Source organism: Bradyrhizobium sp. Pha-3 (assembly GCF_042258325.1).
Taxonomy (GTDB): domain Bacteria; phylum Pseudomonadota; class Alphaproteobacteria; order Rhizobiales; family Xanthobacteraceae; genus Bradyrhizobium; species Bradyrhizobium elkanii.
Window position 1 is genome coordinate 4,634,511 of the sequence record NZ_CP170151.1, and the last position, 12,855, is coordinate 4,647,365.

Consider the following 12,855-nt stretch of genomic DNA (forward strand, 5'->3'; position numbering starts at 1 on the left):
ATAACCTCGAGGAGGCGAACGCGGGTTTGTTTGGCCATCTTGCCGAGATGCGTCTGAGTTGGCATTTTGCCCATGCGCCCAATTTGGTTGCGCAGGAGTTATTTCTTCTTCTTTGGCGGGGGAGGATTGATCTCGGCGATCTTGCGCAGGCAATCGGCTTCGGTGTCATGCGGGCCGGTGACGAATGTTCCGCTGACTTTTGTGGAATACCAACCGGAAGTCACGCCGAGGCGCACAGACTCTTCAGTCTTGACGTGACGAGGCGAGAGATTTTGCATGAAGGTCTTTCGGTGAGTGCGTTCGAACCTTTCTCGAACGCACGGAGGAGGCTTTCAACCATCCGACTGGAACGTTCGTCGGGTTCGCCTTGCGCTGGCAAGCCGCGCCAGTCAGCAAGCGTTCCTGCGCGCGATTGCAGCAAATAGCCAGCACTTTCTCGCGCGATGCGGGTATTTGTCCAATCAAGCAGATCATACCTTGTATTCGACCGCATCGTCGCCATGTCCGTAGGACAAAGAGGAACGTATTTCGAATGAAGCTTCGTATCGGATTCGAAATGCACTACGAGTTCCCGCAGCCGACGCCCATGATCATGGTGCTGGGCACGCATTTCACGCGCGCGTCCGATATCATCGTCCCCGATCACCTGACCACCATCCCCGCGGTGCCGATCACGCCGTATCGCGACGGCTTCGGCAACTGGTGCAGTCGTATCGTCGCGCCCGCCGGTTCGATGCGCCTGGCGGCCGATGGCGTCGTGCGCGACAGCGGCGAGCCTGATCCGGTGTTTGCTTCGGCCGGTCAGCACGCGATTGAGGACTTGCCGGCCGACACGCTGGTCTATCTGCTGGGCAGCCGCTATTGCGAGACCGACCGGCTTTCAGAGGTCGCGTGGAAGCTCTTCGAGGGCACGCCACCGGGCTGGCCGCGGGTCCAGGCCATTTGCGATTTCGTCCATCGCCACATCGCTTTCGGCTACGAGCACGCCCGCGCCACCAAGACGGCGCGGGAGGTCTTCGACGAAGGCAAGGGCGTGTGCCGCGACTACGCGCATCTCGCTATTACCTTCTGCCGCTGCATGAACATTCCGGCGCGCTATTGCACCGGCTATCTCAGCGACATCGGCACCCCGCTGCCTTGGGCGGCTGGTGATTTCGCCGGCTGGTTCGAGGCCTTTATCGGCGGGCGCTGGCATACATTCGATCCGCGCAACAACGTGCCGAGGATCGGCCGGGTTCTGATTGCGCAGGGACGGGATGCCTCCGACGTTCCGATCACCCAGACGTTCGGGCCAAATACGCTGATTTCGTTCAAGGTCTGGACCGACGAGGTCGTGTCATGACGGATGATCCCCAAGCCCTCAGTTCGGACGAGTTCGCCTCCTTGGTCGAGGTCGGCAAGGGCGATGCGCAACGGGAGATTCCCCAGTTGCACGGGGAGCGACTGGTCGGTCTCGGCTACGCAGTCAGACGGCTCGGTGAACTCGGCCTGACTGCATCCGGCGTTCGTCGTCTCGCGGCGGGCGAATAGACTTTCAGGCCCTTGGATGTCGCAGTCCGATTTGGGTCAATGAGCCACGCCTTGGCCGGTCGAATTCTCGAGTTCTCGGCTGAGGCCGGCCAGCGGGTCCGTCTTGCCGATCTGCGCGAACCAGCACCACAGCTCCAGCGTTGAGGCGAGCCGGTAGAGCGCGATCGTGGCCTCCCAATCGGGGCGGTCAAGCGCGCCATAACCGGCGAGCAAGCCGGCGCGTCGCGAGGCATCCTTCGGCGTGAAGTAGTACAGTGCCTTGGCGATATCCATCAAAGGATCGCCGGCAGTCGCGTTCTCGAAATCGACGATGCCGCGGAGCTGCGGCGTGCCTTGCGGCGTCACCAGCACATTGCCGGCATGCAGATCGTAGTGGCAAAGGCGGGGCCTGTCAGCGGCGTCGAGCAGGTGCGCGCGGGCGGCGATGCCGGCCCGGAGCCGCTCGGCCAGCGCCGCGTCTCCGCCCCGGGTGCAAAACTCGGTCAGCTTGCGCTCAAACTGCGCGGACATGTAGGCGCGGTTGGTCGGGTGGGGCGTCCAGACCCCGTTCGGGCCGATATAGCCGAAGCTGTCGAGCGCGATGTCGTTGATCCTGCGCAGCGCCGCGCCCATCTCGGCGAAGATAGCAAATTGCTCCTGCTCGCTCAGCTCCGGATCGCGCCGGCTAAGCTCGATGCCGTCGAGCTTGCTCATCAGCACGAAGCTGAGGCCGATCACTGAGCGCGTGTCGTCGGCGAGGAGAATGCGGGGGACGGGGATATCGACGCCGCGCAACCGCCCGAGGACGTAGACCTCCTTCGCCATCTTCCAATGCAGCTCTGCGGGATAGACCTTGAGAATGCAGTTTGGCGCGTCCGCCAGCACGATCTCGAGGATCGTGCTGATCTCGCCGCCGCGCAGCTCGGTGATGCCTGCCACGCGCGAGCCCGGCGCAACCCGATCGACGATCGCCTGCGCCTGGTCGATCGAAATCGCCAGGCGCGGCTTCAGCTGAAGAGGTGGATCGTCGGACATTTGCAAATGCCGTAGCCTGGATGGAGCGAAGCGAAATCCGGGAGCTTGCGGTGCGGTTTCGATTGTCCCGGATTGCGCTTCGCTCTATCCGGGCTACGCAGCTACGCAGGCGGCGGGATCAAATCTCGATCTCCGTCCCGAACTCCACGACCTGTCCGGTCGGCACGCCGAAGAACGCCGCCGACCGCTCGGCGTTGCGCTGCAGGAAGGCGAACAGCGATTCCCGCCATACCCACATGCCCGGAATGTCCTCCCGCGGGATGATGGTCTCGCGGCCGATGTAGTAGGTTACATCGGTCAGACGGAGACCGGGCAGTTTGCCCTGACGGCAGGCGAGCTTCAGCCCTTCGTAAACGGTCGGATATTGCATGAAGCCGTAACGTAGGATGACCCGGATGATGCCCGGGGTGACGTCGTGAACCACGACGCGATCCTCGTCCGAGATGCGCGGGGATTCCTCGATCTGTACGGTGACCAGCAGCACGCGCTGGTGCAGCACGTGATTGTGCTTGACGAACTGGGTCAAGGCGAGCGGCACGCCGTTAGGGGCGGAGGCGAGGAATATCGCGGTGCCTGGCAGCCGGCTGTGGCACTTGTTGACCGCGGTCTCGATCAGATCTTCTTCCGGCTGACGCAGCTTGCTGCGCGCCGTCTCGACCAGTTTTACGCCGCCGCGCCAGGTCAGCATCAGGAAGGCCACCGCAGCGGCGAGCAGCAGCGGGAACCAGCCGCCTTCGAACAGCTTGGTCGAGTTCGCCGCAAAGAAGATCGCGTCGATCACGAAAAAGAAGCCGTTCACCGCGATCACGATGATCGGCGAATAGCCCCACTGGATCGCGACCAGCGCTGCAAGCAGCGTGGTGATTGCCATCAACAGCGACACTGCGATGCCGTAGGCGCCGGCGAGCGCGTCCGAGGTGCCGAAGGCGAGTACTGCGCCGAGTGTCCCGGCGGCGAGCAGCCAGTTCACCAGCGGCACGTAGATCTGCCCGATCGCATCGCTCGTGGTGTGCTCGATGTGCATGCGCGGCAGGAAGCCGAGCTGGATCGATTGCTGGGTCAGCGAGAACACACCCGAGATGATGGCCTGCGAGGCGATCACCGTGGCAATGGTCGCAAGCAGGACGAGCGGGTAATGCGACCAGTCCGGCGAGAGCTGGAAGAACGGGTTCTCGATCGCGGTCGGATCGGTGATCAACAGCGCAGCCTGGCCGAAATAGTTCAGCACCAAGGCGGGCAGGCAGACGGCGAACCAGGCGAGCCGGATCGGAAAGCGGCCGAAATGTCCCATGTCGGCATACATCGCCTCACCGCCGGTCACCGCGAGGAAGGCGGCGCCGAGGATGGCGAAGCTGACGTGAAAATCCTGATGGATCAGGAAATCGAATGCATAGAGCGGGCTCAGCGCAACCAGCACGCCGGGCGCCTTGACGATGCCGTGAATGCCGAGCGCTGCCAGCACGGCGAACCAGAACAGCATCACCGGGCCGAAGATCCTCCCGATGAAGCCGGTGCCCTGCTTCTGCATCATGAACAGGCCGATCAGGATGACGACGGTGATCGGCACCACCGCAGGCGTCAGCGAGGGCGCGTCGACCTTGAGGCCCTCGATCGCCGACAGCACCGAGATGGCCGGCGTGATGGCGCCGTCGCCATAGAGCAGGGCGGCGCCGATCAGGCCGACCACCAGAAGGTGGGCGCGCCAGGTGCCGGGCGCCGCGTTGCGCGCCGAGAGCAGCGCCAAGAGCGCGACGATGCCGCCTTCGCCGCGGTTGTCCGCGCGCAGGATCAGCATCGCGTATTTGATCGAGATGATAAGGATCAGCGCCCACAGGATCAGCGAGACCACGCCGAGCACCGCGCTCTCGGTGAGCGGACCGCCATGGGTGGCGGCCTTGGCGGCTTCCTTCAGTGCGTAGAGGGGGCTGGTGCCGATGTCGCCATAGACGACGCCGAGGGCACCGAGCGTGACGGCAACCGGGATCGGACTGGACGGGGGGTGGCCAGAAGAAACGATGGCGGGCGTACTCGTCACGGCAATCCCCCGATGTCTTGCGCGCGCCGGGTTATCCGGCCGGGCGCCGTAGACGATAGTCTGCGACGGGACGTCGCAAATTACCATTGGGTTTTGTGTGACGGCCTGACCTTACGCCAGGCTGACGATCGACTTCGCTTGAATGCGCTACGGGGTACGGTCGGCGGTAACCAGGCGGGCTTCGCGAACCACCGTCTTGTTGCCGGCGGTGCGCAGGCACGAGGCCTCGAAATTCGGCCAGGCCTGCTGCGAGCAGTCCTTGCCGACCGGGTGGACGTCGAGACGGTCGCTCTTGGCCAGCGGCTGCGGGGTGGAGGCTTCGACCTGCGGCGCAAAGCCCGGCAGCACGGTGAGCGCGGCGGCAATGAACGCGGCGACAGCGATGGCGGAAAGTGCCTTGATCATGACGGTCCCCAGTTGATCGGGCCCCCGGGCCCGTCGTTTCGTTGTCCAATGTCTACCGGCCGCAAGTTTCCTGGTGTCTTCGCCACCCCGGGAAATGGTTTCGTCGCGGGCCGGTTTTGTTTCGTCCGCCAACGGCCGACGAAACATTCACCCCCGTAGACGCTGGCATCCCAGGACTCGTTCACTGGACGACTGGAAATTTGTTTCGAGCAGGCGATGGAACCCGGGCGGCTTGCCGGGGAGAGCCGGGCGGGTTAGGAGGGACCATGTCCCGTATCGCGATCTATCCTGGCTCCTTCGATCCCGTCACCAACGGCCATCTGGACGTGGTGAAACAGGCCGTCTTCCTCTGCGACCGCCTGATCGTCGCCATTGGCGTCCATCCCGGCAAGAAGCCGCTGTTTTCCACCGAGGAACGGCTGGCCATGGTCCATGAGGTGTTCGGCCCCATCGCCCAGCAGGCAGGCTGCGCCTTCGAGAGCGCGACCTATGACAACCTCACGGTGGCGGCGGCGCGCGCGACCAAGGCCACGCTGATGATTCGCGGTCTGCGCGACGGCACCGATCTCGACTACGAGATGCAGCTCGCCGGCATGAACGAGGCGATGGCGCCCGAGGTACATACCGTGTTCGTTCCGGCGTCGGTTACGGTCCGCCCGATCACCGCCACACTGGTGCGCCAAATCGCCCAGATGGGCGGCGACTTCTCTTCATTCGTGCCGTCATCGGTCGCCGCTAGCCTGAAGGCCAAGTTCGCCGGCTGATCCCGGCGGCCTGCCACATCCCGAACGTTAAAGCTCCGGAGTTGCCATGATCCGCATTCTTGCATTCGTTGCCGCGCTGCTCTGCGTCGTGCCCGCGGTCGCGCAGCCGCTGCCGGCCAATCTCGACAAGGCCGATGCGATCGTGATCGACACCACCAAGGGCCGTATCGTCATCAAGCTGCGCACCGACATCGCGCCCAAGCATGCCGAGCGCATCAAGCAGCTGGCGCGCGAGGGCTTCTACAACAACGTCCCGTTCCATCGCGTGATGGACGGCTTCATGGCGCAGACCGGCGACGGCCAGAACTTCAACGGCACCGGCGGCTCGAAATATCCGAACCTGAAGCAGGAATTCTCCCAGGTCCCGTTCAAGCGCGGCATCGTCGGCATGGCCCGGCGCGGCGACAGCGTCGACAGTGCCAATTCGCAGTTCTTCATCATGTTCGCCGACGGATCGAGCCTGAATGGCCAGTACACCGTGATCGGCGAGGTGGTGCAGGGCATGGACGTGGTCGACAAGCTGAAGAAGGCATCTGCGGGCTCGCCTGGCGGAGCCGTCACCGATCCCGACAAGATGGTGAAGGTGCAGGTCGCATCCGACATCAAGTGATCCGCGATGGCGGCGCGCAGCAAACCACGTGCCTGGTTCGCCGCGCCGCCGCTGGTGTGGCTCGCGCTGACCGGATCAGCGGCGGCCGAGCCGGAGCAACTCAATACGATCAAGGACGTTGTTCTGGCCATCCACCGCTGCTGGCGGCCGCCGCCGGCGGACAAGGCCGGCCCGATCGACATCACCGTCATCGTCAGCTTCAACCGCGAGGGCGCGATCCTCGGACATCCCAGGATCAGCTATGAATCGCAGGAGGCGACCGACAACGACCGGATTGCATACCGGATCGCGGTGATGGAGACGTTGCAACGCTGCACGCCGTTGCCATTTACCGAGAGCCTGGGCGGCGCGGTCGCCGGCCGTCCATTCGCAATCCCGTTCAGGAATAAGAAGTATCCACCCCGAAGCCAGGAGAAGCGAGCATGGCTGCTACCGAAAATACTCTGATCCTCGAAACCACCCAGGGCCCGGTCACGATCGAGATGCGCCCGGATCTCGCGCCCGGCCACGTCGCGCGGATCAAGGAGCTGGTGCGCGAGGGCTTCTACGACGGCATCGTGTTCCACCGCGTGATCGACGGCTTCATGGCGCAGACCGGCTGCCCGCAGGGCACCGGCATGGGCGGCTCCGGCAAGAAGCTGAAGGCCGAATTCAACAAGGAGCCGCATGTCCGCGGCACCGCCTCGATGGCCCGCGCCGCCAATCCGGATTCCGGCGACAGCCAGTTCTTCATCTGCTTCGACGACGCCTCGTTCCTCAACGGCCAGTACACCGTCTGGGGCAAGGTCACCGAGGGCATGGAGAACGTCGACAAGATCAAGCGCGGCGAGCCGGTGAAGGATCCGGACAAGATCGTCAAGGCACGCATGGCCGTCGACGCGGCGTAAGTCAAACACTCCGTCATTCCGGGGCGATGCGCAGCATCGAACCCGGAATCTCGAGATTCCGGGTTCACGCTTCGCGTGCCCCGGAATGACGGCGCTGAGGTATTAGTCACCGCCATGCGCACCGATCTCTTCGACTTCGAACTCCCCCCGGAAAGCATCGCGCTTCGCCCTGCGAGCCCGCGCGATGCGGCGCGGATGCTGGTGGTGCATTCGGACGGCGTGCTGCGCGACGCCGCGATCGCCGACCTGCCGCGGTGGCTGGAGCCGGGCGATCAGGTCGTCGTCAACGACACCAAGGTGATCGCGGCGCAACTCAAGGGTCGCCGCATCGGACGCGACACCGAGCCGAAGATCGAGGCGACCTTGATCAAGCGGCTCGACGGCTCGCGCTGGCAGGCGCTGGTGAAGCCGGCGAAGAAGCTCAGCCCGGGCGACACCATCCGCTTCGGCAATGAGGGCAGGGTCTGCCTGCTCGGCAATCTCGATGCAGAGGTCGAGGCCAAGGGGCAGGAGGGCGAGGTGACGCTGTCATTCTCGTTCCATGGTCCGGTGCTCGACCAGGCGATCGCCGATGTCGGCGCCACGCCGCTGCCGCCCTACATCGCCTCCAAGCGCACGCCTGACGACCAGGACGTCAGCGACTACCAGACCATGTTCGCCGCCAATGAGGGCGCGGTCGCAGCGCCCACGGCGGGGCTGCATTTCACGCCCGCGCTGGAGGCCGCGCTGAAGAGCCGCGGCGTCGAGCTGCACCGCCTGACGCTGCATGTCGGGGCAGGGACGTTCCTGCCGGTGAAGACCGAGGAGACCTCGGAGCACAAGATGCATGCCGAATGGGGCTGCATCACCGCCGAGACCGCTTCCGCCTTGAATGCCGCGCGCGCAAGAGGCGGCCGGATCGTCGCGATCGGCACCACGTCGCTACGGCTCCTCGAAAGTGCGGCAAATGCCGACGGCACTATCGAGCCGTTTGCGGCGGAAACCTCGATCTTCATCACGCCGGGCTACCGCTTCCGCGCGGTCGATATTTTGCTGACCAACTTCCATCTGCCGCGCTCGACGCTGTTCATGCTGGTCTCGGCCTTCTCCGGCCTCGAGACGATGCAACGCGCCTACGCCCACGCGATCAGGGACGGCTACCGGTTCTACTCCTACGGTGATGCGTGCCTGCTGTTTCGCGCGCGAGGCTAGCTCAGCAAGCACGGCTGCTTCACCGTCACCCCCGCGCAAAGGCTTCGCCTTTGTCGCTGAGGCGGCCGCTTCTTCAGCGGCCCTCGAAGGGCGACGGCCCGACTGGGGCCGATGTATCCTTCGAGACGCCCGCCGCGCGGGCTCCTCCAGCGACAATGGCTGCGCCATTGCGCGGGGATGACGGTTCTTGCATTCATGCCATCGCGCGTTCGGGCAGCAGCTCGGCGATCTGCACCGCGTTGAGGGCCGCGCCCTTCAGCAGCTGATCGGCCGCGACGAACATCGAGATCGAGTGGCCGCTGGGATCGCTGAGATCCTTGCGGATGCGGCCGACCAGCACGTCGTCCTGGCCGGAGGCGTCGATCGGCATCGGGAAGTAGTTCTTGGCGCGATCGTCGACGACCTTGACGCCCGGCGCCCGCGCCATGATCGCGCGCACCTGGTCCTCGGTGATCGGCTTCTCGCATTCGAAGGTGATCGCCTCGCAATGCGCGCGCAGCACCGGCACCCGCACGCAGGTGACGCCGACCGCGATCTTCTCGTCCTCGAAGATCTTGTGGGTCTCCTTGATGACCTTGGTCTCCTCGTCGTTGTAGCCGGTCTCCGGATCAACAGCGGTGTTGTGGTTGAACAGGTTGAAGGCGTAGGGGTGCGGCATCACCTTCGGGGTGTAGACCTGTCCGTTGAGATTGGCGCGGGTGGACTCGACGAGCTCCTCCATCGCGGCTGCGCCGGCGCCGCTCGCGGCCTGGTAGGTCGAGATGATCACGCGCTTGATGCGGTTCTTCTGGTGGATCGGCCACAGCGGCACCAGCGCGGTGATGGCGGCGCAATTCGGGTTGGCGATGATGCCCTTGTGGTCGCGGATGCGGTTGGCGTTGATCTCGGGGATCACCAGCGGCACGTTCGGATCCATCCGGAACGCCGAGGAATTGTCGACCACGACGGCGCCGGACTTCACGGCAAGCGGCGCGAACTTCCTGGAGATGCCGCTGCCGGCCGAGAACAGCGCGATGTCGACGCCCTCGAAGGCGCGCTCGGTCAGTTCCTCGATCGCGACCGGCTTGCCGCGGAAGCTGACGGTCTTGCCGGCCGAGCGGGCGCTTGCCAGCGCCTTCAGCTTGCCGACGCGGAAGCCGCGCTTGTCCATGGTGGCGATGAATTCGGCGCCGACGGCGCCGGTGACGCCGACAATCGCGACGACGGGATCGTTACTCACTTTGTCCTCCATTCGAGTTGTATTTCAGGCAATAAAAAAGCCCCGGACCTTCATCAGGCGGGGCTTCGGGTAGAGATGATGCGGTTCGACCGACTACGCGCGCACGCCTCCCGAGGCCCCGGAGGGCTTGGTGGTTTTGCTGGTGCGTTTGGTCGCGGTGATCATGGCTCGGACTTATGCGGGACAGATCGGCGTCCGTCAACGGCTTTTGGGCGAAAACTTGGCGAGGGAAAACTTGGCGAGTCCCGCGCCGGCCTCAGCGCCTGCGCGCGCCGGGCGGTTCGAGGATCACCTCTTTCAGATCGCTGCCGGCGAGCACGACGATGACGAAATTGAGCTTGCCGCGTTCGCGCATCAGGCCGCCGCTGATCGCCTTCCCCGAGGTCGTGCGCTCGGCCACCCGCACGGCGTCGGCGAGGCGATGCCGAAGCGCCCTGAGCACGGCGAGGTTGTCACGGTCTTCGGCGCCGAGCGATTTCAGCGGCGCGGCGGCCTCGCCACCCACCACTTCGCCGGTCGCCGCGTCAATGGCGTGGCGCCAGATGCGGTCCTGCTGCATGGTCTTGACCCGGTAGACCGCGGGCTCCGACGCGCCGTCGAAGCTGATGTCGGCGGTGATCGAGCCGGAGTGCAGCGCCTCCGCAATCGCCATCGCCTTGCGCAGCGAGATCTGGGCCGCCTGGAAGCTGTCGAGCTCGCGGCGAACCGCGTGCACGTCGAGCGCGGTGTCGTTGTCCTGCGGGGTGAGCGCCGCGGCAGTTGAGCTCGTGATCGCGTAAGCCGGCGTCGCGAAGGGCAGGGCAATGAGCGCGGTTGCCAGCAGCCGCGTGCCGAATGCCCAATGCCGCAGTGCGTGTAATCGTCCCGTCGTCATGGTCGCATCCGTCGCGTCGAACCGCCGCCCGGGCAAAGAAAGTGCGGCCGACCTTTGTTAGTCAGAGGTCGGCCGCCGAACGTTCAGACGGAGCGATGGCGGCAGCTCCGTCGTGACGATCGAAGTTACAAGGCGACACGAAACCGTTGGGGGGCTGAACTTGGGTTCCGCGTCTCATTGCAACTAAACAATACGGTTTCGTTCTGTTTCCTTCAAGGCTCATCACGACAACGTGTGAGGCGATGCAACGATCCTAAAACTGTTAGCGGGCCGGGCGGCGGCGCGCCTTCGTCGCTTCCTTGGCCGTATCGCGAAGCCGGTCCTGCGGCCCGACGGCGCCGGCGAGAAACAGCCGGATCGAGACTTCCATCCGGGTCTCGGCGGTCTTCATGTCGATCGGAATTCCGAATGTCGCCATCCGGTGGGTGTGGCCGACCACCATGTTGAGGAATGTCTCGGCCGCGATCGTGGTGTCCTCGAGGTCGAGAACGCCCTTATCGACCAGATGGTCGAAGAAATGCGCCGTCGTGGACACGGCTTTCGACCAGCCCTCGTCGACGGCAAGCTTGGCGACCTCGGGGAAATTGATCGCCTGCGCGGTCAGGATCCGGCTGAAGGCGATGGAGTCGGCGCTGCAATTCAGCACCAACAACTGGCGGCCGAGCTCGGTCAGCCGTTCCTCGACCGAACCGTCGCAGTTGCCGCCGGTCTGCGCTTCGGCCGCCGCGGCGGCGAGCGGGGCCAGCCAGCGCGCGATCTCGCGGCGGAGCACCGCGGCGAACAGGCCTCGCTTGTCGCCATATTGCCCGTAGACGGTGGGCTTGCTGACGCGGGCGGCCTCGGCCACCGCGTCGATCGACGTCGCATCGAAGCCGCGCTCGAGGAACAGGCGGGTGGCGACCTCGATCAGCCGCTGGTCGCGCTCGATCGCGGCATCCCGCGTCGGCCGGCCGCCGCGTGACTTGATCACGCTGCGCTTGGCCGCTTTGGCCTTGGTTGCCGTCAATCCCATTTGCCCATTCATCTCGTTGTGCTTCGGACGGGTCTTTCCGGTCTATAACCCGCGCGGTGCGGATTCGTCCATTCGGCGGTACCGGGAGCAGGCCGCTTACGGGGGCGTCGTGGTCCAGGCCTGCCCGGCGGCGGCCTTGTCGTATCCGTACTGGTAGAGCGCGCGCATATAGGCGGTGTCGAAGCCTTGTGTTTCCGCCGCCGGATAGTCGCGCTCGATGTAGGACAGATGGAAACCCACCCGGTTGCGCCGGGCGAAGTCATAGGTCGAGAGGATGACGGAGCGCGTCTGCGCCTGCGTGATCGCGGAAATGCTGCGCGAGGCGACGTCGATCGTCGAGTTCGACACCAGCTCGAAGTTGCCTTCGAGCTTCTTGTTGACGAGGATATAGATGTTCATGCGGCCATTGGCGGGCCAGCCGCGCTCGCGGAACAGCAGCGCGTCCGGCAGCGTCAGCACCGGCGCGGTCACGCCGCCGTCGACATGCATCTCCTGGAAGCGCCGGCCCTGGCCCTCGGCGTCGATCATGATCGGCGGAAACACCAGCGGGATGCTGGCGGAGGCGGCCATCACGTCGCGAAACAGCTGCAGCGCCTCGGGCGTTCCGACAGCGGCGATCCGTCCCATGTCCCAGATCACCGTGCGCTGGGTGTCGAGATCAGTGGTGACGATCAGGAGCTTTCGGCCCTTGGCGTTTTCGCGCGCCACCTCGCTCAGGATGTGCGGACCGACGTAGCGCGCCACCAGTTCGCGCAGTCGCTTGTTGCCGAACAGGCCGGAGCCGAACAGCACCCGCATCAGGCTCGGATCCTGCAGCAGGCTTTCCGCGATGCCCGAGGTGTAGACCTCCTTCAGCGTGTCGTCGTAGCGCGGGCCAAGGAAAGCAAAGGGCGCAATCAGTCCGCCGGTGCTGACGCCTGAGACGACCGAAAAGGCCGGGCGGTTGCCGGCCGCAGTCCATCCGTTGAGGACGCCCACGCCATAGGCCCCGTCGGCGCCGCCGCCGGAGAGGGCGAGGTAGGTCTTGATCGGGGCGAGGTCGCTTTTCTCGAGCTTGAATTTTGACGCCGGCTCGTCGGCATAGCGGCGCAGCCCGTCGAGGTCGAGCACCCGCGAATTGGCGGCATCGGCGGCCGTGTAGGGCATCCGCGGCAGCGAGCTGCAGGCCGCCAGCGCCAAGGCGAGGCCGCACAGCAGGACCGCGTGCCGGATCGCGCGGGCGGCCGTCATCCGAGGGCCGGCGCCGGCGGGCCGGGCGCTACGGGGTGAGACCATCTCTGCCAGTCAGGTTCGCGGATTGACGTCGCTGCGGAA

15 protein-coding genes are annotated in these 12,855 nt (G+C 65.1%); 7 read left to right on the forward strand and 8 right to left on the reverse strand.

Annotated elements, in window-relative coordinates; translation table 11 throughout:
• Positions 1–98: 98 nt before the first annotated feature.
• Positions 99–278 (reverse strand): hypothetical protein, encoded by a 180-nt coding sequence (locus tag ACE10X_RS21610; RefSeq protein ID WP_038387120.1) that lies wholly within the window; start codon positions 276–278, stop codon positions 99–101.
• A gap of 254 nt (positions 279–532) precedes the next feature.
• On the opposite strand from ACE10X_RS21610, the gene ACE10X_RS21615 reads away from it, so the two are divergent.
• Positions 533–1,342, forward strand: a complete 810-nt coding sequence (locus ACE10X_RS21615) for a transglutaminase family protein (protein ID WP_038387121.1) — start codon at positions 533–535, stop codon at positions 1,340–1,342.
• Positions 1,339–1,530 (forward strand): hypothetical protein, encoded by a 192-nt coding sequence (locus tag ACE10X_RS21620; protein ID WP_038387122.1) that lies wholly within the window; start codon positions 1,339–1,341, stop codon positions 1,528–1,530. The genes ACE10X_RS21615 and ACE10X_RS21620 overlap by 4 nt, the downstream gene beginning before the upstream one ends.
• A 36-nt stretch (positions 1,531–1,566) precedes the next feature.
• Here ACE10X_RS21620 and ACE10X_RS21625 read toward each other — a convergent pair whose 3' ends face one another.
• From ACE10X_RS21625 to ACE10X_RS21635, 3 genes are all read right to left on the reverse strand, one after another.
• Positions 1,567–2,544 (reverse strand): phosphotransferase family protein, encoded by a 978-nt coding sequence (locus ACE10X_RS21625; RefSeq protein WP_038387123.1) that lies wholly within the window; start codon positions 2,542–2,544, stop codon positions 1,567–1,569.
• A gap of 118 nt (positions 2,545–2,662) precedes the next feature.
• Positions 2,663–4,561: a KUP/HAK/KT family potassium transporter gene (locus tag ACE10X_RS21630; RefSeq protein WP_051003185.1), complete on the reverse strand. Its 1,899-nt coding sequence runs from the start codon at positions 4,559–4,561 to the stop codon at positions 2,663–2,665.
• A gap of 165 nt (positions 4,562–4,726) precedes the next feature.
• Positions 4,727–4,984: a hypothetical protein gene (locus tag ACE10X_RS21635; RefSeq protein WP_038387125.1), complete on the reverse strand. Its 258-nt coding sequence runs from the start codon at positions 4,982–4,984 to the stop codon at positions 4,727–4,729.
• Positions 4,985–5,250: 266 nt separating this feature from the next.
• Here ACE10X_RS21635 and coaD point away from each other — a divergent pair, with 266 nt between their 5' ends.
• The 5 genes from coaD (at position 5,251) to queA (ending at position 8,436) form a co-directional block, all read left to right on the forward strand.
• Entirely contained in the window at positions 5,251–5,748 is a 498-nt protein-coding gene (gene coaD / locus ACE10X_RS21640) for a pantetheine-phosphate adenylyltransferase (protein WP_038387126.1), read from the forward strand.
• A gap of 46 nt (positions 5,749–5,794) precedes the next feature.
• Positions 5,795–6,358, forward strand: a complete 564-nt coding sequence (locus ACE10X_RS21645) for a peptidylprolyl isomerase (RefSeq protein ID WP_028340744.1) — start codon at positions 5,795–5,797, stop codon at positions 6,356–6,358.
• A 6-nt stretch (positions 6,359–6,364) separates the two neighbouring features.
• A complete protein-coding gene (locus tag ACE10X_RS21650; RefSeq protein ID WP_304555497.1) occupies positions 6,365–6,805 on the forward strand; it encodes a hypothetical protein in 441 nt (146 codons plus the stop codon).
• Complete coding sequence (locus ACE10X_RS21655) at positions 6,781–7,245, forward strand: peptidylprolyl isomerase (protein WP_028340742.1); 465 nt, start codon at positions 6,781–6,783, stop codon at positions 7,243–7,245. Before ACE10X_RS21650 ends, ACE10X_RS21655 begins: the two co-directional genes overlap by 25 nt.
• A gap of 114 nt (positions 7,246–7,359) precedes the next feature.
• Positions 7,360–8,436: a tRNA preQ1(34) S-adenosylmethionine ribosyltransferase-isomerase QueA gene (gene queA / locus ACE10X_RS21660; protein ID WP_038387129.1), complete on the forward strand. Its 1,077-nt coding sequence runs from the start codon at positions 7,360–7,362 to the stop codon at positions 8,434–8,436.
• A 193-nt stretch (positions 8,437–8,629) separates the two neighbouring features.
• On the opposite strand, the gene ACE10X_RS21665 is transcribed toward queA, so the two are convergent.
• The 4 genes from ACE10X_RS21665 to ACE10X_RS21680 form a co-directional block, all read right to left on the reverse strand.
• On the reverse strand, positions 8,630–9,667 hold the full coding sequence (locus ACE10X_RS21665; protein WP_038387130.1) for an aspartate-semialdehyde dehydrogenase: 1,038 nt from the start codon (positions 9,665–9,667) through the stop codon (positions 8,630–8,632).
• 244 nt (positions 9,668–9,911) lie between these two features.
• Positions 9,912–10,529, reverse strand: coding sequence for a PepSY domain-containing protein (locus tag ACE10X_RS21670; RefSeq protein WP_051003186.1), 618 nt, complete (start codon positions 10,527–10,529; stop codon positions 9,912–9,914).
• A gap of 262 nt (positions 10,530–10,791) precedes the next feature.
• Complete coding sequence (locus ACE10X_RS21675; protein WP_038387131.1) at positions 10,792–11,541, reverse strand: TetR/AcrR family transcriptional regulator; 750 nt, start codon at positions 11,539–11,541, stop codon at positions 10,792–10,794.
• Positions 11,542–11,637: 96 nt separating this feature from the next.
• Positions 11,638–12,771: a patatin-like phospholipase family protein gene (locus ACE10X_RS21680; RefSeq protein WP_038387132.1), complete on the reverse strand. Its 1,134-nt coding sequence runs from the start codon at positions 12,769–12,771 to the stop codon at positions 11,638–11,640.
• Positions 12,772–12,855 lie beyond the last annotated feature (84 nt).

Bases quoted from the DNA above. Each gene is read 5' to 3' on its own strand.
- ACE10X_RS21610 (WP_038387120.1), bottom strand. From the start codon at position 278: ATGCAAAATCTCTCGCCTCGTCACGTCAAGACTGAAGAGTCTGTGCGC.
- ACE10X_RS21615 (WP_038387121.1), top strand. From the start codon at position 533: ATGAAGCTTCGTATCGGATTCGAAATGCACTACGAGTTCCCGCAGCCG.
- ACE10X_RS21620 (WP_038387122.1), top strand. From the start codon at position 1,339: ATGACGGATGATCCCCAAGCCCTCAGTTCGGACGAGTTCGCCTCCTTG.
- ACE10X_RS21625 (WP_038387123.1), bottom strand. From the start codon at position 2,544: ATGTCCGACGATCCACCTCTTCAGCTGAAGCCGCGCCTGGCGATTTCG.
- ACE10X_RS21635 (WP_038387125.1), bottom strand. From the start codon at position 4,984: ATGATCAAGGCACTTTCCGCCATCGCTGTCGCCGCGTTCATTGCCGCC.
- coaD (WP_038387126.1), top strand. From the start codon at position 5,251: ATGTCCCGTATCGCGATCTATCCTGGCTCCTTCGATCCCGTCACCAAC.
- ACE10X_RS21645 (WP_028340744.1), top strand. From the start codon at position 5,795: ATGATCCGCATTCTTGCATTCGTTGCCGCGCTGCTCTGCGTCGTGCCC.
- ACE10X_RS21650 (WP_304555497.1), top strand. From the start codon at position 6,365: ATGGCGGCGCGCAGCAAACCACGTGCCTGGTTCGCCGCGCCGCCGCTG.
- ACE10X_RS21655 (WP_028340742.1), top strand. From the start codon at position 6,781: ATGGCTGCTACCGAAAATACTCTGATCCTCGAAACCACCCAGGGCCCG.
- queA (WP_038387129.1), top strand. From the start codon at position 7,360: ATGCGCACCGATCTCTTCGACTTCGAACTCCCCCCGGAAAGCATCGCG.
- ACE10X_RS21665 (WP_038387130.1), bottom strand. From the start codon at position 9,667: ATGGAGGACAAAGTGAGTAACGATCCCGTCGTCGCGATTGTCGGCGTC.
- ACE10X_RS21670 (WP_051003186.1), bottom strand. From the start codon at position 10,529: ATGACGACGGGACGATTACACGCACTGCGGCATTGGGCATTCGGCACG.
- ACE10X_RS21675 (WP_038387131.1), bottom strand. From the start codon at position 11,541: ATGGGATTGACGGCAACCAAGGCCAAAGCGGCCAAGCGCAGCGTGATC.
- ACE10X_RS21680 (WP_038387132.1), bottom strand. From the start codon at position 12,771: ATGACGGCCGCCCGCGCGATCCGGCACGCGGTCCTGCTGTGCGGCCTC.